The organism is Amycolatopsis lexingtonensis (assembly GCF_014873755.1).
Taxonomy (GTDB): Bacteria; Actinomycetota; Actinomycetes; order Mycobacteriales; family Pseudonocardiaceae; genus Amycolatopsis; species Amycolatopsis lexingtonensis.
In genome coordinates, this window is the sequence record NZ_JADBEG010000001.1 from 4203780 (window position 1) to 4222385 (window position 18606).

19 protein-coding genes are annotated in these 18606 nt (G+C 72.6%); 9 read left to right on the forward strand and 10 right to left on the reverse strand.

Annotated features, from left to right (window positions below; translation table 11 throughout):
* Window positions 1-266: 266 nt before the first annotated feature.
* The 4 genes from H4696_RS18525 (at window position 267) to H4696_RS18540 (ending at window position 4437) form a co-directional block, all read left to right on the forward strand.
* Window positions 267-2120: a sialidase family protein gene (locus H4696_RS18525; protein ID WP_249026913.1), complete on the forward strand. Its 1854-nt coding sequence runs from the start codon at window positions 267-269 to the stop codon at window positions 2118-2120.
* Between the two features lie 112 nt (window positions 2121-2232).
* Window positions 2233-2847, forward strand: a complete 615-nt coding sequence (locus tag H4696_RS18530) for a TetR/AcrR family transcriptional regulator (protein ID WP_086858065.1) — start codon at window positions 2233-2235, stop codon at window positions 2845-2847.
* A 40-nt stretch (window positions 2848-2887) separates the two neighbouring features.
* Complete coding sequence (locus H4696_RS18535; RefSeq protein WP_249026912.1) at window positions 2888-3352, forward strand: mycothiol transferase; 465 nt, start codon at window positions 2888-2890, stop codon at window positions 3350-3352.
* Window positions 3349-4437 carry a winged helix DNA-binding domain-containing protein gene (locus tag H4696_RS18540; RefSeq protein WP_086858063.1) on the forward strand — a complete coding sequence of 363 codons (1089 nt, stop codon included), beginning with the start codon at window positions 3349-3351 and terminating at the stop codon, window positions 4435-4437. Before H4696_RS18535 ends, H4696_RS18540 begins: the two co-directional genes overlap by 4 nt.
* On the opposite strand, the gene H4696_RS18545 is transcribed toward H4696_RS18540, so the two are convergent.
* Window positions 4434-5390: a helix-turn-helix transcriptional regulator gene (locus H4696_RS18545; RefSeq protein WP_169734905.1), complete on the reverse strand. Its 957-nt coding sequence runs from the start codon at window positions 5388-5390 to the stop codon at window positions 4434-4436. The two genes, H4696_RS18540 and H4696_RS18545, sit on opposite strands and share 4 nt — an antisense overlap.
* Window positions 5391-5501: 111 nt before the next feature.
* Between H4696_RS18545 and H4696_RS18550 the strand changes: the two genes are divergently transcribed.
* Both H4696_RS18550 and H4696_RS18555 read left to right on the forward strand, forming a co-directional pair.
* Complete coding sequence (locus H4696_RS18550) at window positions 5502-5960, forward strand: nucleoside deaminase (protein ID WP_086858061.1); 459 nt, start codon at window positions 5502-5504, stop codon at window positions 5958-5960.
* A gap of 25 nt (window positions 5961-5985) precedes the next feature.
* Complete coding sequence (locus H4696_RS18555; protein ID WP_086858060.1) at window positions 5986-6948, forward strand: isopenicillin N synthase family dioxygenase; 963 nt, start codon at window positions 5986-5988, stop codon at window positions 6946-6948.
* A 3-nt stretch (window positions 6949-6951) separates the two neighbouring features.
* Here the strand turns inward: H4696_RS18555 and H4696_RS50220 are convergent, their stop codons facing one another.
* Together H4696_RS50220 and H4696_RS18565 are read right to left on the reverse strand one after the other, a co-directional pair.
* On the reverse strand, window positions 6952-7410 hold the full coding sequence (locus tag H4696_RS50220) for a hypothetical protein (protein WP_225955737.1): 459 nt from the start codon (window positions 7408-7410) through the stop codon (window positions 6952-6954).
* A 99-nt stretch (window positions 7411-7509) separates the two neighbouring features.
* Entirely contained in the window at window positions 7510-8787 is a 1278-nt protein-coding gene (locus H4696_RS18565; RefSeq protein WP_086858058.1) for a GGDEF domain-containing protein, read from the reverse strand.
* A gap of 227 nt (window positions 8788-9014) precedes the next feature.
* Between H4696_RS18565 and H4696_RS18570 the strand changes: the two genes are divergently transcribed.
* Together H4696_RS18570 and H4696_RS18575 are read left to right on the forward strand one after the other, a co-directional pair.
* On the forward strand, window positions 9015-9974 hold the full coding sequence (locus tag H4696_RS18570; RefSeq protein ID WP_192782394.1) for a chitinase: 960 nt from the start codon (window positions 9015-9017) through the stop codon (window positions 9972-9974).
* Between the two features lie 354 nt (window positions 9975-10328).
* The gene (locus H4696_RS18575) at window positions 10329-11702 is read left to right on the forward strand and encodes a purine-cytosine permease family protein (RefSeq protein ID WP_086858056.1); all 1374 of its coding nucleotides are present in this window, start codon (window positions 10329-10331) and stop codon (window positions 11700-11702) included.
* Here H4696_RS18575 and H4696_RS18580 read toward each other — a convergent pair.
* Together H4696_RS18580 and murJ are read right to left on the reverse strand one after the other, a co-directional pair.
* Window positions 11666-12160 (reverse strand): hypothetical protein, encoded by a 495-nt coding sequence (locus H4696_RS18580; protein ID WP_225955738.1) that lies wholly within the window; start codon window positions 12158-12160, stop codon window positions 11666-11668. The two genes, H4696_RS18575 and H4696_RS18580, sit on opposite strands and share 37 nt — an antisense overlap.
* 126 nt (window positions 12161-12286) lie before the next feature.
* Entirely contained in the window at window positions 12287-14068 is a 1782-nt protein-coding gene (gene murJ / locus H4696_RS18585) for a murein biosynthesis integral membrane protein MurJ (RefSeq protein ID WP_225955739.1), read from the reverse strand.
* Window positions 14069-14191: 123 nt separating this feature from the next.
* Here murJ and map point away from each other — a divergent pair, with 123 nt between their 5' ends.
* On the forward strand, window positions 14192-14977 hold the full coding sequence (gene map / locus H4696_RS18590; RefSeq protein WP_086858054.1) for a type I methionyl aminopeptidase: 786 nt from the start codon (window positions 14192-14194) through the stop codon (window positions 14975-14977).
* Between the two features lie 27 nt (window positions 14978-15004).
* Here map and H4696_RS18595 read toward each other — a convergent pair whose 3' ends face one another.
* The 5 genes from H4696_RS18595 to H4696_RS18615 form a co-directional block, all read right to left on the reverse strand.
* Window positions 15005-15262 carry a hypothetical protein gene (locus H4696_RS18595; protein WP_086858053.1) on the reverse strand — a complete coding sequence of 86 codons (258 nt, stop codon included), beginning with the start codon at window positions 15260-15262 and terminating at the stop codon, window positions 15005-15007.
* A 249-nt stretch (window positions 15263-15511) separates the two neighbouring features.
* Entirely contained in the window at window positions 15512-16384 is an 873-nt protein-coding gene (locus tag H4696_RS18600; protein WP_086858052.1) for a hypothetical protein, read from the reverse strand.
* A complete protein-coding gene (locus tag H4696_RS18605) occupies window positions 16381-16821 on the reverse strand; it encodes a peptidase inhibitor family I36 protein (protein WP_086858051.1) in 441 nt (146 codons plus the stop codon). The genes H4696_RS18600 and H4696_RS18605 overlap by 4 nt, the downstream gene beginning before the upstream one ends.
* A 31-nt stretch (window positions 16822-16852) precedes the next feature.
* Window positions 16853-18409, reverse strand: coding sequence for an nSTAND1 domain-containing NTPase (locus H4696_RS18610; protein ID WP_086858050.1), 1557 nt, complete (start codon window positions 18407-18409; stop codon window positions 16853-16855).
* Entirely contained in the window at window positions 18396-18554 is a 159-nt protein-coding gene (locus H4696_RS18615; protein ID WP_158104280.1) for a hypothetical protein, read from the reverse strand. Before H4696_RS18615 ends, H4696_RS18610 begins: the two co-directional genes overlap by 14 nt.
* Window positions 18555-18606: the final 52 nt, after the last annotated feature.

An 18606-nucleotide genomic window follows, 5' to 3' on the forward strand; every position in this document is an offset into this window, starting at 1 on the left:
ATGTGGCGGACCCGGCTTCTGCTGACGGCGGCCGCTCGAACGATCCAGAACCTTCGGCGGCGGCTGAACGGCGGACGAGTTTTCCGTGCGCTTGCCTTGTCCGGAATGGACAATCGACATTCCCGTAACGGTTCGACGTGATACGACGACGATCCGGACGGCGGCCAAGGCGCGGGTGGTTCCGTGTGGCTGGCCGCGCACCGGACACCCGGTCCAGCAAAGGGAGCACGCCCGTGTCGCGTCCCCGCACCATTTCCGTGATCAGTGTGACAATTCTCAGCACCGCCGCGCTCGGCCTGTTCGCCGTTTCCCCGGCGACGGCGCAGCCGTTCGGCTACCACCAGCTCGACCCGGTACAGCAGCGCCACGTCTCCGGGCTGCTGTCCACCGTCCTCAACGGCGAAGACCCGGCCAACGCGGCCAGAGCGCTGGCCCCGAACCGGGCCACGCCGTCGGCCGCCGCGCCCTGCGCGAACCGCTTCGGCGGGAACGTCAAGGCCAACCAGAACTGCCTGAACCTCACCGACCCCGATCTGCAGGGCCGGGCGCAGGCGCAGAACGAAACCTGGGCCGCCGCCGACCCGAACAACCCCGACCACGTCATCGCCACCTACAACGACTACCGCCGCGGCGACGGCACCTGCGGTGTCAGCTACTCCCTCGACGGCGCCCGCACGTGGGCCGACGCCACCACCCCGAACGGCTTCAGCCGCGGCACCGATTTCGGCGGCGCACCAAGGGAATACTGGCAGTCCGGCGGTGACACCTCGGTGGCGTGGGACTCCCGCGGCAACGCCTACCTGTCGTGCCAGGTGTTCAACCGCGGCAGCGCCGTGTCGGCGAACCCGGACCAGTCCAGCGCGTTCCTGGTGTTCCGCTCTACCGGCACCAACGGGGCATCCTGGAACTTCCCCGGACGTCCCGCCGCCACGCACGACGACACCGCGGGCGCCGGGAACTTCCTGCTGGACAAGCAACTGCTGACTGTCGACGCCAACCCGCGCAGCCCGTTCCGCGACCGCGTGTACCTGTCGTGGACGACCTTCGCCGACGACGGCACCGGCTACATCTACGAGGCCTACTCCGCGGACTACGGCGAGACGTTCTCCGCGCCGGTGCTGGTCAGCGCCGACACTCCGTTGTGCGCCAACGCACTCGGCTTCCCGACCCCGCGCGGCCGGTGCACCCAGAACCAGGACTCGCAGCCGTTCGTCGGTCCGGACGGGACGCTGTACGTGGTGTTCAACAACTTCAACAACGCGGTGGCGGGTCCGGCGGACAACCACAACCAGGTTCTGCTGGCCCGCTCCACGGACGGCGGCCAGAGCTTCTCCACACCGGTGCTCGTGGGCAATTACCACGAGCTGCCGGACTGCGCGACCTACCAGAACGGCCAGGACCCCGGCCGCGCCTGCGTCCCGGAGAAGGGCCCGTCGGCGAACTCGGTGTTCCGCGCGAGCAACTACCCGATCGGGGGCGTCGACCCGCGGAACCCGCGCCGGATCCTGGTGACCTACGGCTCCTACATCAACCGGAACTCCAACGAGGCCAACGGCTGCACGCCGACCGGGGTCAACCCCGCCACCGCCGTCAACACCTACACCGGCGTGAAGGACGGCTCCTGCAACAACGACATCGTCCTGTCGGCCTCGGCCGACGCGGGCGCCGCGTTCACCGGCGGCACCACCGACGTCCGGCGGCTGCCGGTGATCACCACCGCGCCCGGCCAGGCCCGGACCGACCAGTTCTGGCAGGGCGCCGCGTTCGGTCCGGACGGCACCTTCGCCGTCAGCTACTACGACCGGCAGTACGGCGCCGACGAGACCACCGGCTTCTCGGACATCACGGTCTCCACGGGTTTCACCCACACCCGGGCGACGTCGGGCAGCATGCCGCCGCCGACGCAGTTCACCGGCACCTTCTACGGTGACTACGCCGGAATCGCCGTCACGGCCCGGACCGCGTACCCGGTCTGGTCGGACACCCGCCCGCCGGACCTGTTCCTCTGCCCCGGCACCGGTACCCCCGGCATCCCGCCGCGCACCTGCCAGGCCGGGGCGCCGAACGCGTCGATCGCCAACGACGAGGACATCTACACCACCGGCGTCGGCCTCCGCTGACGAGATCGCCGGTGACCGTCCGGCTTCCTCCCAGATCCGCAGGTCAGCGACCGCTTACAATGACGGCGTCCCGGCCACCGCCGGGGCCGCCGCGGTCTGGGAGGATCACCGGATGACGATGTCGCTGTCGGCCGAGCTGTGGCCGGACGTGCAGCCGGAGACCGCTCGGCGGCTCATGCTCGCCGGGGTGGAGGCCTTCGCCAAGCGGGGGTACCACGCCACCACCACGCGGGACATCGCCGGCGCCGCGGGGATGTCGCCCGCCGCGCTCTACGTGCACTTCCCGTCGAAGGCCGCGCTGCTCTTCGCGATCAGCCGGTACGGGCACGAGCAGACCCTCGCGCTGGTCGAGAACGTCGTCGCGAAGGTGTCCGACCCCGTCGAGCGGATCCGGCTGATCGTCGAGGACTTCGTCGCCTGGCACGCGCGGCGGCACACCGTCGCCCGGGTGGTCCAGTACGAGCTGCAGGCGCTGCCCGAGCAGGAGTTCCAGGTGGTCGCCGAACTGCGGCGGCGGATCGAGCGGATCGTGCGCAAGGTGATCGCGGACGGCGTCGAAGAGGGCGTGTTCACGGTGTCCGACCCGCACACCTCGGCCCGCGCGGTGCTCTCCCTCGGCGTCGACGTCGCCCGCTGGTACAGCGAGCGCGCCCGCCAGACGCCCACCGCGCTCGGCAAGGAGTACGGCGAGCTGGTGCTGCGGATGCTCGGCGTGACGCCGAAGTAGCGGACACAACCTGTCCGCTATTCCTGCCAGAGTGGTCCTCGTGCAGAACGACGCCGAACGCAACGACCTCATCGCCGAACTGGCGGCCGTCAGCGCGCTGTGCCGGGGCGGGCTGCTCGAGCACGTCGCTTCCACGGAGGAGAACTGGCTGCCCTTCGCCGTGGAAGGCCCGTCCACGATGCGCTACGACCTCCCCGACGGCGTCACCGGGGCGGACGTCGCAGCCGGCACTGCCCGCGAGTTCCCGCAGTGGACCATCGATTACCAGGACACCCTGGCGGCCGTACTCGCCCGCTACGAAGACGTCGCCCGGCGCAGCGAGGACATCATCGCGAGCCTGCCCGACCTGTCCGTGACGCACCCGCTGCCCGACGCGCCGTGGAACCAGCCCGGCACGACGTGGAGTGCGCGGCGGGCGCTGCTGCACGTCATCACCGAAACCGCGCAGCACGCCGGGCACGCGGACATCCTCCGCGAGGCGCTGGACGGACGTAAGGCGACGTGACCGTCCTGGACACCCGGGCGCTCAACCGCGCCACGCTCGCCCGCCAGCTGCTGCTCGACCGCGCCGAGCTTCCAGTGCACGACGCCGTCGCGCACCTCGGCGGCCTGCAGGCGCAGGAGCCGCAGGAGCCGTTCACCGGGTTGTGGTCGCGGCTGCGCGCGTTCGACCCGGCGGCGTTGTCGGAGCTGCTGACCGGGCGGCGCGTGGTGCGGACGCACCTGATGCGCCGCACCGTCCACCTGCTCACCGCCGAGGACGTCCTGGCGTGGCGGACGCGGTTCGACGCGATGCTGCGCCAGCGCGTCCTGGGCACCTACCGCCGCGAGCTCACCGGGGTCGACCTCGGCGAGCTCGCGGCCGCGGGCCAGGCGGTGCTGGCCGACGGCGAGCCACGCTCGATGGGCGATCTCGCCCGCGCGGTCGCCCACCGCTGGCCGGACGCGGGACCGCGGCCGCTCGGGGAAATGCTGATCGCCGCCCTGATCCCGGTGGCGCAGCTGCCGCCGCGCGGGTTGTGGCGCGTCAAGGCGGGCGTGCGGAACCTGCCGCTGCCGGCGTGGCTGGGCCGCGACGTCGCCCCGCTCGCCGAGGACGACGAGGTCGGCCGAGTGCTGGTGCGGCGCTACCTGGCGGCGTTCGGTCCCGCGGCGACGGCCGACCTGCGCGCGTGGAGCGGCCTGGCCGGGCTGCCGGCGGCGGTGAAAGCCGTGCGCGAGGAGCTGGTGGTGTTCCGCGACGAGCGCGGCCGCGAGCTGCTTGACCTGCCGGACGCCCCGCGCCCGGACCCGGGCACGCCGGCGCCGGTGCGGTTCCTGCCGGCGTTCGACAACGCGATCCTCGGCTACGACGACCGGACCCGGATCATCGACGACGCCCACCGCGGGCTTTCGGTGGCGGGCGAACGGGTGGTGCTGGTGGACGGCCGGGTGTCGGCGACCTGGCAGGTCGCGGACGGCGCGGTGGTGGTGCGGCCGCTGCGGCGGTTCTCCCGGTCCGAACGCACCGACGTGATGGCGGAAGGCGGCGCGCTGGCGGCGTTCCTGTCCGACGGCGAAAGCGATCACGTCCGGCTCGAGACGGCCTAACCCACCGCCCGCGCGAACCGCTCCGCCACCTCGCGCAGCCGCTCCACCAGGCCCGGCGGGGCCTCCTCGACCACGAAGTCGTACCCCCACTGCGCGAGGTAGTACGGGACCGTGTCGAGGGTGTTCGCCCCGGTCCGCACCCGGCAGGCGTGCTCGTCGATCGCCTCGACGGCGCCGGTGGTCGGCGGGACGCGGCGCGCGACCTCCTCGGCCGGGGCGGCCACCCGCAGGACCAGCTGGTGCGGGTACGGCGCCGTCGAGATCTGGCGCGAGACGTACGCCGCCAGGTCGTCGGCCGGGGGTTCGCGCGGGGTGAAGCGGAAGCTCGCGGCCGGCACGCCGGTGATCCGGTCGACCCGGAACGTGCGCCAGCCGGCGCGGTCGAGGTCGAAGGCGACCAGGTACCAGCGCCGGCCGGTGCAGACCAGGCGCAGCGGCTCGACCGAGCGTTCCGTCGCCGCGCCGGACCGGTCGCCGTAGCCGAAGCGCAGGCGCTCGTGGTCCCGGCAGGCCGCGGCGATCGCCGTCAGCACCGACGCGTCCACCGTCGGGCCGGCGCCGGGCAGCGAGACCGTCGCCGCGGCCACGGCGCCGACCCGCGGCCGCAGCCGGGCGGGCAGCACCTGCTCCAGCTTCGCCAGCGCGCGCACCGACGTCTCCTCGATGCCGCTGACCGTGCCGCTCGCCGCCGTGCGCAGGCCGACCGCGACCGCGACGGCTTCGTCGTCGTCCAGCAGCAGCGGTGGCAGCGCGGCACCCGCGCCGAGGCGGTAGCCGCCGGCCACCCCGGGCGTCGCGTGCACCGGGTAGCCGAGGGACCGCAGCCGCTCGACGTCGCGGCGGATCGTGCGGACGTCGACCTCGAGCCGCGCCGCGAGGTCCGCGCCCGGCCAGTCGCGCCGCGCCTGGAGCAGCGAGAGCAGCCGGAGCAGGCGTTCCGAAGTGCCGTACATGACACGCAGTGTGCCAGACGTCGAGGACAGCTCCGGTCCTCGATCCGCCGGATGGTGCAGCACTGGGGTCAAACACTTGCCAGGCACCGCCTCCGCCGGAAAGAGTGACGCATGCCGATCGACCCGCACACCCTGCTCGCCGTCGCCCGCGAGGAAGCCGAGCTGGGCAAGGCCGAGGGCGGCGTGCCGATCGGGGCCGCGCTGTTCGACACCGCGGGCACCCTGCTGGGCCGCGGGCACAACCGGCGCGTGCAGGACGGCGACCCGTCGATGCACGCCGAGACCGCGGCGTTCCGCAACGCCGGCCGCCGCCCGCACTACCGCGACACGATCATGGTCACGACGCTTTCGCCGTGCTGGTACTGCTCCGGGCTCGTCCGTCAGTTCGGGATCGGGCGCGTCGTCATCGGCGAGGCCACCACGTTCCACGGCGGGCACGACTGGCTCGCCGGGATCGGCGTGGGGATCACCGTGCTCGACGATCCCGCCTGCACGGCGCTGATGACCGAGTTCATCGCCGCGCGCCCGGACCTGTGGTTCGAGGACATCGGGGTCGAGAAGTCCGAATAGGACAGTGTTGTTGCGAGGAGCCGGTATGCCGTCAACCGTTCCGCTCGTGGACCTTTCGCCGTGGTTCGGCGGGACGTCCGAAGGCCGCGCCGACGTGGCCGCCCAGATCGACCGCGCGCTGCGGGAGTCCGGGTTCCTGCTGGTCACCGGGCACGGCGTGCCGGACGACCTGCGCCGCCGGACACGCGAGCTGGCGCGGGAGTTCTTCGCGCTGCCCGAGGACGTCAAGCAGCGCTACGCGGTCACGGTCGGCGGCCGCGGCTGGCTGCCACCCGGGGTCGAGGCCAACGGCTACGCCGAGGGCACCGAGACCCCGCCGGACCTCAAGGAGTCCTATTCCGCCGGGGCGGACGAAGGCGTGGGCGTCGCCGACGTCGACGGGTTCTGGTTCCAGCCCAACGTCTGGCCCGGCGAGGTCCCCGGCTTCGCCGAAGTGGCGACGGAGTACATGCGCCGGATGCGCGCGCTGTCGGACCACCTGCTGGAGATCTTCGCCGCGGCGCTCGGCCTGGCCCAAAGCCACTTCACGCGGCACACGGCGCACCCGACGTACACGTTCAACATCAACTGGTACCCGCCGATGACGCAGGTCGGCGCGCCGGCACCGGACCAGTTCCGGATCGGCCCGCACACCGACTTCGGCACGGTGACGGTCCTCGACCGCCAGGCCGGCGTCGGCGGGCTACAGGTCTGCACGGCCGAAGGCGAGTGGGAAGACGCGCCGTTCCACCCGGACGCGTTCACGGTCAACATCGGCGACCTGATGGCCCGCTGGACCGGCGACCGCTGGCGCTCGACCCGCCACCGCGTCCTCCCACCCGCGCCGACGGCCCCGGACGAGGACCTGGTCTCGCTGATCTTCTTCTACGAGACCGACCACGACGCCCGGATCACGTCGCTCGCGCCGCCGCTGGGCAAGCGCACCTACCCCGAGGTGATCGCGGCGGAGTACCTGCGGGAGAAACTGACCGCGATCACCATCGGCTGAGCCTCAGCGGCAAATCCGTTCGGCGGTCGCGGCCGGGACCTTTTCGCACAATTCCCCGGTGCCCCAGTTCCGCGGGAACCAGGTCCCGTTCCGGTATTCGAAAAGAACGCTGCCACCGTCGATTTCATTGGTGAAGTGCGCGAACGCCCACGGCGCCGCACACTTGATGCCCTGGAGCCCCTTGCGGTCGACGACCAGCGCGCCGGACGCCTTCGCGTCCGCCTTGAGCGCCGCGTCGAGCTTGGCCTTCGTCGCCGAAGCGCACGCGCGCACCGGCGCGCTGACCTCGGCCGCCGGCGTGGGACGAGCGGCGGCCGGGGTGGCCGTCGTCGCCGTCACCGTCGTGGCCGCCGTCGTGCTCTGCCCGCCGATCGGCGGGCTCTGCTGACCACCGCACGCCGAAAGAACGACGGCCGCCGCCGCAATGGTTCCGATCCCCGCGGCACGACGAAATGAAGACATCGATTTCCCCCTGAGTTCCCCCGACGGCCCCTCGCCGTCTTTCCTGCCATCAAGACGCTCCGCGGTATTACCGGTTGCGAACCATTCCCAACGGTCGGATCACGGCTCCGGCTCGGGCTCCGCGCACAACGCCCGGTTCCGGCCCGCCGCCTTCGCACGCAGCAACGCCGCCTCCGCCGCCACCAGAGCGTCCGCCAGTTCGCCGTCCGCCGGGCAGGCCGCGACGCCGATCGACGCCGTCACGCCGACGAACTGGGGGCCGTCGTCCGAGTCCTTCAGCGCCACCAGGGTCGAGGCGATGCCCAGGCGGATGCGTTCGGCGATGGCCATCGCGTCGAAGCGGCCGGTGCCGGTCAGCAGGACGGCGAACTCCTCGCCGCCGGAACGGCCCACCAGGTCCGCGGCGCGGACCTCGTCGCGCAGGGTGTCGGCGACCGCGCGCAGGACCGCGTCGCCGACGCGGGCGCCGTAGCGGTCGTTGAGCCGGCGGAAGTGGTCGAGGTCGAGCAGCAGCACGGCCGGGCCGGGACCGTGCCCGCCGAGGCGGTCCAGCCGGGCTTCGGCGGCGCCGCGCCAGGACGCGGCGGTCAGCACGCCGGTGCCGGGGTCGAGGGTGACGTGGTCGCGGCGGCCGCCGCCGAGGCCGCCGCGGTGCAGCACGACGGTGGCGCCGGCCAGCACCGGCACGAGGAGCGGGGCGGCCCCGGTGGCCCAGGCCAGCGGCAGGCCGAACGCGGTCATCGCGGCGTCGAAAGCGTGGCCCGGCGCGGCTTCGCGCGGGCGCCGGGGGCCGTCGGCGGCGGTCACGAGCGCGGCGTTCACCGCGAGGAACACCACGCCGGCGGCGGTGAGCAGGAGGACGGCGCGGGAATCGAGGACCTCGCCCAGCGGCCGGACGCCGGTCGCGGTGAGGAACGCGCCCGCGACGAGACCGGCCAGTGCCGTCGCCGCGGCGCCGAACACCTGCCGGTAGACGGGTCTTCTGCGGACCCGGAACCACTGGTGCAGCGCGGAGAGCACGACCAGGGCGACCGCGAAGCCGGGCCGGAGCACCAGCACCCCGGCGAAGATCCACGGCGTGTCGACGCCGGGGCCGAGCAGGGTGTCCTCGCGGTGGCGCTCGACCGGCCGCGCGAGTTCGGCGCACACCAGCATCCCGCCCAGGAGCAGCGCGAACGGCCCGAGCAGTGCCGAGTCCGGCGGGAACCGGACGGCGGCGAGCGCGACGGCGGCGACGGCGAGGACGTCGACCGTGACGAGGTAGAGGACCTGGCTCCGGCGCGGCAGCCGCCACAGCGCCCAGCGCCCCAGCACGACGGCGGGCAGCAGCCGGCCCGGGCGGCGCCCTCCGCCGGCGGCGACCGAATCCCCCACCATTTCGGCAAAGTAGCCGGAATGCCGGGCGCTGTCGATCCGCCTTCAGGGGAATCTCACACGCACCGACGCTGGGGAGCCGTCCGCGCACCGTCAGTCATTTTCCGACCGAAGAAGGGTTGACACGCAACATTGGTCTAGTCCACTGTGTGGTGGCACACAGCACTCCTCCCGGGATGATCCCGCCGCCTCAAACCGGAGGTGCTCCACCTGCACATTGGAGGACCCCCATGCAATCAGTGCGCCGTCTGGTGACCCTCGCGCTCGCGGCCGGAGCCGCGATGGCGACCGCGGTCGGTCTCGCCCCGCAGGCCATGGCCGCGGTGAACCCGGTGCTCGCCTCCCCGTACCTCTACCAGTGGGGCGGCCAGACCAGCCCGACCGCGGCGATGTCCGCGACCGGCGTGAAAGCGTTTACCCTCGCCTTCGTCCTGTCGGACGGCACCTGCAACCCGAAGTGGGACGGCAGCCGTTCGCTGACCGGCTCGGACAAGACGATGATCCAGAACATCCGCAACGCGGGCGGGGACGTGATCCCCTCCTTCGGCGGCTGGTCCGGCACGAAGCTGGGCTCGAAGTGCACGTCGGCCTCGGCGCTGGCGGGCGCGTACCAGAAGGTGATCGACGCCTACGACCTCAAGGCGATCGACCTCGACATCGAGAACACCGACGAGTTCCAGAACAACACGGTGCAGGACCGCATCCTCAACGCGGTCAAGCTGACCAAGCAGAAGAACCCGGACCTGAAGGTCGTCATCACCATCGGCACCACGACGACCGGCCCCGACTCGTGGGGCAAGCGCCTGATCAACCAGTCCAAGGCGATCGGCGCCGGCGTCGACGTCTGGTCGGTCATGCCGTTCGACTTCTCCAGTGGCGGTGACATGGCCGCCATGACGAAGTCCGCGGTCGACGGGCTGAAGAACCAGCTCAAGACCACCTTCGGCTGGAGCGACGACACCGCCTACCGGCACAGCGGCCTCTCCTCGATGAACGGCAAGACCGACAACGCGGGCGAGACCGTCACGGTCGCGAACTTCACCTCCATCCGCAGCTACGCGACGAGCCACCACCTGGCCCGCTTCACGTTCTGGGCCACCAACCGCGACTGCAGCGGCGGCGGCGAATGCAGCGGCATCTCGCAGGACAAGTACGCGTTCACCAAGATCGTCGCCGGCTACACCGGCTGACCCTCGGACCCGTAGTGGGGCTGCCGAAGGCCCTCTCACCGGCATCGGGGCCGGTGAGGGGGTCTTCGCGGGTACCGGTCACCGGGAACCCCACCTCTCGCGAAGTCCGGCGGCCCGCACTGTCCGGCCGGGCCACCCTGCCGTCGGTAACCCGCTGGCCCCACGTCTTGAATGACTCATTCAGGTCTTCGGAGGTCCTGAATGAGTCATTCAAGACGCTGGTGCAACGCTGCGGGCTGCACCAACGCGACTTTGCCGGCCCCCGGACACCAAGGCCGTCAATGTGGCATTCACGGCCGGTTCGGCGGCCGGAACCGTCACACCGCCGCAACTTTCACCGCTTACCGTCCTTCCATGACGAGGACCGAGAGCGCCGGCTACGGCGACAAGGTGGTGGCCGTCGAGCCCGGCGGGGTCGAGCCCGTCGCCGACGCCGACCGGCACGGGACACCGCGGCAGCTGGCCTGGACCTGGGCCTCCCCCAACCTCGAGTTCGCCACCGTCTTCGTCGGCGTCCTCGCGGTCACCGCCTTCGGGCTGACCTTCTGGCAGGCCGCGCTCGCGGCCGTCGTCGGCAACGGGCTGGGCGCGCTCGCGCACGGCGTCCTGTCCGCGCGCGGGCCGCGCTACGGCGTGCCGCAGATGGTGCTCGGGCGGGCCGCGTTCGGCTACCGCGGCAACATCCTGCCCGCCGCGCTGATGTCGGTCATGGCGGGCATCGGCTGGTTCGCCGTCAACAGCGTCAGCGGCGCCTTCGCCCTCGCCGGCCTCACCGGGCTGCCCGTGCTCGCCTGCCTCGTGCTCGTCGTCGCGCTGCAGATCGCCATCGCCTTCTTCGGGCACAACCTGGTGCAGGCGTACGAAAAGTACGTCTTCGCCGTCCTCGCCGTCGTGTTCGCCGCGGCGAGCGTCGTCGTCTTCACGAAGTCCGGCGCCACCGCGAACACCGGGAGCGTCGGCGGGTTCCTGCTCACCGTCGGCACCGCGTTCGGCTACACCGCGGGCTGGAACCCGTACGCCGCCGACTACACGCGCTACCTGCCCAAGACCGCGTCGAAACGCGCGATCGGCGGCTACGCCGGGCTCGGGATGTTCCTCTCCACCACCGTCCTGATGCTCGCCGGCGCCGCGTCGACGACCATCGGCGGCGCGGACGACGCCAACCCGGCGACCGCGTTCACCGGGCACCTGCCCGGGTTCCTCGCCGCGGCGACGCTGCTGGCCATCACGCTCGGCGCGGTCGCGGCGAACGTCCTGAACGTCTACTCGGGAGCGCTCGCCTTCCTCGCCCTCGACGTCCGGCTGCCGCTGGCCTGGCGCCGCGCCGCCGTCGCGCTCGCCTTCGGCGCGGTCGGGTTCGTGCTGGCCTGGCTGGGCCTCGCCGACGCCGGGCACGCCTACGAGAACTTCCTGCTGGTCATCGCCTACTGGATCGGCCCGTGGCTCGGCGTGCTGCTGGCCGACCACCACCTGCGCCGCGGCACCGACTTCGGCGCGCTGCTGGCCGACAAGAGCCACCGCAACACCGCGGGGTTCGCCGCGTTCCTCGTCGGCCTGGTCGGGTCGGTCGGGCTGTTCGCGAACCAGGCGCTCTACACCGGGCCGATCCCGAAAGCCGTGCCCGGCACCGGTGACCTGACGTTCGCGGCCGGGTTCGTGCTCGCCGGCGGGGTCTACCTGCTCCTGCGCCGTCAGCGCACCGGCGTGCCGTCGCGGCGGCAGCCATAGGGGTAGGGATAGCAGTGGTTCCAGTCCCAGGTGGGCGTCGGGAGGGTGACCGTCGCCGTCGGCGGTGGCGGCAGCTTCACCGTCACGGTCGGCGTCGGCGTGGGGTCCGGCGTGCGGCGCGCGTGCATCATCACCGGGGACGGCGTGGTCGTGCTCGTCGGCGCGGCGACCGCGCTCGACGACGGGACGCCGGTGGCCGGCTGCAGCTGCGGGAACTGCGTCGAGCCGGGCACGGGTTCCGGCCGCGTCGCCAGCGCGAGCACCAGCCCGCCCAGCACGACGACGACGGCCGACGCCAGCGCGATCCGGCCGCCCGATCCGCGCGGCTCGGCCTCGGTGCCGCGCCGGGCCGCCGTTTCGGCCGAGCGCGAACCGGGTTTGCGCGGCCGCGCACCGGCCGCCCGCAGCAGTTCGTCGACCGTGACCCGATCCCGCCGCCTGCGCGCACTGCGCGTCATGCACGACCTCCGCCCCATCGCTGATCCGGGTGATCGTAGGAACCCGCGCCGGAATTGTAAACGCGCTGATCGCAGCGGTCTCGTTATCGTTTCGAGACATCCGGATCACGTTCCCGGCCGTAGTCGTCAACGAGGCGCGAACCGCCGCAGGAGACCGCCCACCCGCCGTGTCACGGGCGTGAACTCCGGGAGCTTCACCAGCGCGAGCAACCCGAACGGGACGGCCATCCCGAGCAAGGTCTGGACCGGCAGTTTCACCCAGGCGGCGGGGATCGGCCCTAGCGAGCCGGGCACGGCGTAGCCGGCGAGCACCGCAGCCCCGACGCCGAGGGCGCTCGCCCCCAGCACGATCAGCCCGACCCGCAGCGACCGCTTGCTGCGCAGGTGCCCGAGCCGGACCCACAGCCAGACCTGGCCGAGCACGGCGCCGACCACGAACCCGGCGCCGTTGACGAGCATCACGCCGTAGACGATGTGCTCGCCGTCGAGCAAGCCCCGGCAGAGCAGCAGCAGCGGGATCTTCACCGCGGTCATCACGAGCATGATCAGCGTCGGCGTCCGGGCGTCCTTCATCGCGTAGAACACCCGCAGCTGCAACATGACCAGCGCGAACGGCAGCAGCCCGACGGCCGAGACGGCGAGGGTCTGGCCGAGCCGCTCGGCGTCCGCCAGCGTGCCGCGGCCCCAGGTGAAGATCGCGATGCCGACCGGGGTGCCGACCACGGCCAGCACGGCCGAGATGGGCACGAAGAGCACCGTGGACATCCGGGAGGCGAGCGAAAGGTCGCCGACGAGCGAACCGGTGTCGCCGTCCGCGGCGGCCCGGCTCATCCGCGGCATCAGCGCGGTCAGCAGCGAAACCCCGAGGATCCCGTACGGCAGCTGGAAAAGCAGGGACGCGTAGCTGTAGGCCGTGACCCCGCCGCGGGTGCCGCCGGTCAGCACCCGCGTGGTGACGACGAACCCGACGTGGCTGATCACGACGTAGCCGAGGATCCACGCGGCGAGCCCGCCGAACTCCTTGATCCGCGGGTCGAAGCCCCAGCGCCAGCGGAACCGGAACCCGGTGCGCAGCAACGCCGGGATCAGCACCACCGCCTGCGCGACGATGCCGAGCGTGGTGCCGAGGCCGAGCACGAGCAGCTTCGGGTCGCTCATCCGGACCGGGTCGAGGGTCAGCTCCCCCGGCACGACGGCGAACACCACGAGCGTGCCGGTGACGACGACGTTGTTGAGCACCGGCGCCCAGGCCGGCGGGCCGAAGACGTTCTGCGCGTTGAGGATCGCGGACAATAGTGCGAAGAGGCCGTAGAAGAGGATCTGCGGCAGGAGCAGGTACGCCAGCGCGGTGGTCAGCCCGGAATTGGCCTCCGCTGACGATTTGTCGACGTAGAGCGCGGTGAACAGCGGGGCGATCGCCACCGCGACCGCCGTGCCGATGGTGAGCAGCACCAGCGCCATCGTGATCAGCCGCTGGGTGTAGGCGCGGCCGCCGTCCGGGTCGTCGTGGGAGCGCACGAGCAGCGGGACGACGACGCTGGCGAGCACGCCGCCGAAGAGCAGTTCGAAGACGATGTTGGGCAGCGTGTTCGCGACGGTGAAGGAGTCGTTGACGACCCCGGTCCCGACCACCGCGGCCAGCAGCAGCTTGGCGACGAACCCGGTGACGCGGCTGACCGCGGAGGCGACCGCCATCCGCCCGCTCGAGCGGGCCAGCGACGAACCGGCACCCTCGCCGCGGCCGGCGCTGACCGGGGACGCGGGCGGGCGCGCGACGATCTGGGTCGCGAACTCGTCGTAGGGCCGCCGGGAGACGTCGGGGTCGCGGGTCGGCCAGTGCGGGCCGCGCAGCTCGCTCGGGAGGAAGACCGTCGCATCGTCGTCCACGGGTGGTGGGGGTTCCGCCATGGCCCAAGCCTGCCAGGTCGGAGCGGTTTTCGTCCCCGCTCCGGACCCGACTGGTATTCCTATACCGGATTCGTGCTACGGTTCCGGTATAACTATACCAACCCTGGTACCGAAGAGGTTTCCGTGATCGAACTGAAGACGCCGGCGGAAGTCGACCGCATGCACGTCGCCGGGCGCTTCGTCGCCGAGGTGCTGACCGAGGTCGGCCGGCTCGCCGACGTGGGCGTCAACCTCATGGACCTGGAGCACCACGCGCGCGGCATGATCAAGCGGCGCGGAGCCGAGTCGTGCTACTGGGACTACGCGCCGTCCTTCGGCAAGGGCCCGTTCCGCAACGTCATCTGCCTGTCGGTCAACGACGCCGTGCTGCACGGCCTGCCCCACGACTACGTGCTGCGCGACGGCGACGTGCTCAAGGCCGACCTCGCGGTGAGCATCGACGGGTGGACGGCCGACTCGGCGCGCACGGTCATCGTCGGCACCCCCGCCGAGGAGGACCTGCGGATCATCCGCGCCACCGAGGAGGCACTGGAAGCGGCGATCGAGGTGACCCGCCCCGGCAACCGGCTGGGCGACATCTCGGCGGCGATCTGGGCGGTGGCCCGCGAGTACGGCTACCCGGTCAACACCGAGTTCGGCGGGCACGGCATCGGCCGCACCATGCACGAGGACCTGCACGTCTCCAACAAGGGCACGGCCGGGCGCGGGATGAAGCTCAAGCCGGGCCTGACCCTCGCGCTCGAGCCGTGGTTCGCCGCCACGACCGACCGGATCGTGTTCGACCCCGACGGCTGGACCATCCGCTCGGCCGACGGCTCCCGCACGGCCCACTCCGAGCACACGGTCGCGGTGACCGAAGACGCTCCGCGGGTGCTCACCCGGCGCGAAGGCGAACCCGGGAACAGCTGAGCGAACCACGACGCTGCGTGACCCGCATCAGGCGGCGACGGTGACCTCCAGCGCGGCCCGGCCGGCTTCGGTGAGCTCGGCCGGCACCCGCCCGGCGGCGGCTTCGACGGCGGGCCGCAGGTAGCCGCCGTGGGCGAGGGCGTGCGCGGTCATCTGATCGCAGCAGGCGAATCCGTCGATGAAGAGGTCGGGCTCGCAGCTGCACGACATCTGCGCGCGTCCCGCCGCCACCGCCTTCAGCATCGCCATCGCGCGGTGGGTGAGCTCGACTCCTGAACCGGACACCGGATCGCCTTTCTCCTCGGAACCACTACGCATAGTCATTCGCCCGTTGGGCCGATTGTGTTACTTACGGCACTATGACGTTTCGGGAGCGAGTGAGGTTCCACCGGGGTCCGATCCGGTCCGGGGTCCGTGGCGGGCGTTCCCGGTCCGGCGACACCGGACACCGGACCAACAGTCGTGAACGGCGGCGGCCCGCAAGGTCCGGCGCGTGGCGGGCGGGGCCGGGCACCCGCCCCCGCCCGCCACGGTTCAGCGGTCCACCACCCCCCATGCGGTGGTGAGCCGCACTTGGCGGGCTTTCGCGAGCGCCTCGAACTCCCCGCTCCGCTCCTCGATCGCCCGCCGCTGGTACGCCGTCTCCACCGCCAGCCACGTCCCGGCCAGGCCGGTCCGCGCGCGGCACGCCAGATCCGCCCGGGCGACGCGGATCTCCTCCGGCGTCGGCGACGGCCCGCTCCACCGGACGTCGTCGTTGGCCGCCCACACGTCGGCGTACCGCTCCCCCGACTCGGCCATGCACCCGCGCCACCCGGCCATCGCCGCCTGAACGCGCGGATCGGCCTGCGCGGTCAGGAAAAGCTCGCGGTCGAGCCGGGCGAAAGCCTCGCCCGGCAAGGCCGCCGGCACGCCCTCCTCGAGCCGGCGGCGGGCTTCGCCGAGGCAGCCGCCGTCGGGGACCGGCTGCCCGTGCGCCTCCGACGTTCCCTTGCCGGTGTAGACCATCAGCACGTCGAGCGGCGGCTGCGGCTCCGCCGGACGATCCGGTGGCTCCACCGGGTGGTAGCCGAGCCGGGCGACCTCCGCGGCGTCCACGATCCCGTAGCGGCCGCCCGCCGCCGGCCGGAACGCGTCCACCGCGTCGGCCGACGGCGGAGCCCACAGGTAGCCGAACCGGGCCAGGCAGTCCCGGGCCAGCAGGGCGGTGGCCCGCTCGATCACGTTGACCTCGGCGGCGGAGTGCCGGTAGGCGTCGAACGGGAGCACGACGTCCGCCCCCGAGGCGACCGCGTGCACCGGCCCGATCGGCGGCGGCCCGGGTTCCGCGGCATCGCCCGCCGAAAGGGCGATGCCGCACCCGAGCGCCGCCACGACGAGCGCCGCGGCGATCCGCGCCGTCCTCATCCGTAGTACGTGCCGCAGGCGATGTTGAAGTGGTGGGAGTTCATCACGTCGTTGGCCACCCAGCCGTCGTGGCTGTCGCCGGAGAGCCGGACGTCCGCGAAGTTCCGCACCGTGCCGCTCGACCGGATCGTGAAGCACGACCCGCGGTACCCCGAGTTGTAGTAGACGGCGATCGGGGAGTTGGTGTCCTTGTTCTCCATCGAGCTGACGTTGTTGTACGTCCCGTCGCCCGCCCACAGCGGGATGCTGGTGCCCGCGTACCGCAGGTTCCCCCAGTTGGCCTGGCTGTTGAAGTTCTCGAACTTGTACCCGCCCAGGTCGGAGTTCGAGTACATGCACGCGTACTGGGCCCGGCACGCGGCTTCGGCCGAGCCGGCCGCGCCGACTCCGACCGTCGCCGCGACGGCCACCGCGGCCACCACTGCTGCTGCTTTCATGGTTCCCTCCTCGTTTCCGGTGATCACAGGTTCAGCGCTCGGCGTTGTCCGGCGCCGGAGCCGGCGCGCCGGACGACAAAGGTCCGGACATCACCGCGGCGGACGGCGGGCCGCAGCCGCCGCTGTCGAACGGGGCCGGGAACGAGAGCACGAGCACGGCCGCGAGCACCGCGACGTGCCGTCCGTGCCGCGCCCGGCGGGGCCGGTCCTCCGCCGCGACGCTGGCCTCGAGGTAGGTCCGCTCGTGCGTGGTGAGGTGCCGCGGGTGCGCGGCCCACTCGCGGACGGCGGCCAGGTGCGCGCCGCGCAGGAGCAGGCTCGGGTCGCGGTGGTGGCGGCGCCAGGCGGCGGCCGCCTGGGTGAGTTCGCAGTGAGTGCGCCGCCCGGCGCCGTCGCCCTCTAGCCAGGTGGCCAGGCGCGGCCAGGCGGCGAGCAGCGCTTCGTGGGCGAGCCGGAGCCGGTGGGCGTCGCGCACGAGCACCCGGGCCCGGACGAACCGGTCGACCACGCCGGCGGTGAGCGGGGTGTCGTCGAGTTCCTCGGCACCGACGGCCCGGAGGCCTTCGCCGGGGTCGGCGAGCCGGCGGAACAGGTCACGGGCGACGGCCTGCCCGGCCCGGCCGAGCGCGGCGTACCCGGCTTCCGCGGCACCGGCCAGTGGCGCGCCGAACTCCCCCGCCGCCTGGAACCCCGCGAGGGTCAGGCGGCTGCCGCTGCGCCGCCGCCACGTCTCCAGCAGCACCTGCGACAGCCACGGCAACGCCCCGGGCCGCCCGTGGGCGAGCGCGACGGCCGTGGCCAGCAGCGGGGTTTCGACCATGCACCGGGCCCGCGCGGCCGGGCCGGTGATCGCCTGGCGCAGTTCGTCGGCGGTCATCGGCCCGACCTCGACGCGGGCCGGCGCCTCGCCCGGGCCGAGGAGTTCGGCGCAGCGGTCGGCGAAGTCCGCGCGCACCGCGAGCACCACCCGCGCCCCGCGCAGCGTGCCGATCACCCGTTCCCGCTCGCCGGGGCCGAGCGCGAACAGCTCTTCGCACTGGTCGACGACGACCAGCGGTTCGCCATCGGGCAGGCGCAGGTCCCCCGCGGTGGCCGGGGTCGTAAAGACGACGGGGCCGGTGAGCCGGGGCAGGAGCCCGGCCCGCAGGAGCGACGTCTTCCCGGACCCCGACGGGCCGGTCACGACCACGCTCCGGTGGGCGGCGATCCGCGCGAGCAGGGTGTCGGCGAGCCGGTCCCGGCCGAAGAAGAACTCGGCGTCCGCACGGTCATAGGCGTCGAGCCCGCGATAAGGCGCGGAGTCGCCGGCCGGGGCCGGGGTGGTCAGTTCGGCCGCCGTCGAGCGCCAGCGGCGTTCCCACGCGTCGGCGTCGCCGTCGCACGCGCGGACGTACGCGAGGGTCACCGCCAGGCTCGGCAGCCGGCGCCCGCCCGCGGCGTCGGACAGCGTGGTGGCGGAGAAGTGGGCCCGCCGCGCCAGTTCGCGGTAGGACGGGTTCCCCGCGTTCTCCCGCAGCGCCCGCAGGCCGGCCGCGAACGCGGTCAGCGCGGAGCCGTCCGGTTCGAGGGGGTTCTCAGCGCGCGGCACGGCTCACCGCGGTCCCGGGCAGGCCGCTCGCGGTGGCGGCGGGCGGCTGCCCCGCCGAAGCGAGGCAGAACCCGCTGACCAGCCCGGCGAGCAGGAGGACGGCGGCCAGCTTGAAGGCGAGCGAGACCGGTAGGTGCACACACATCACAGGCCCTTTTCGTCGTTTCGACATTAACTGCGTTCAGGTTAGAACGCGC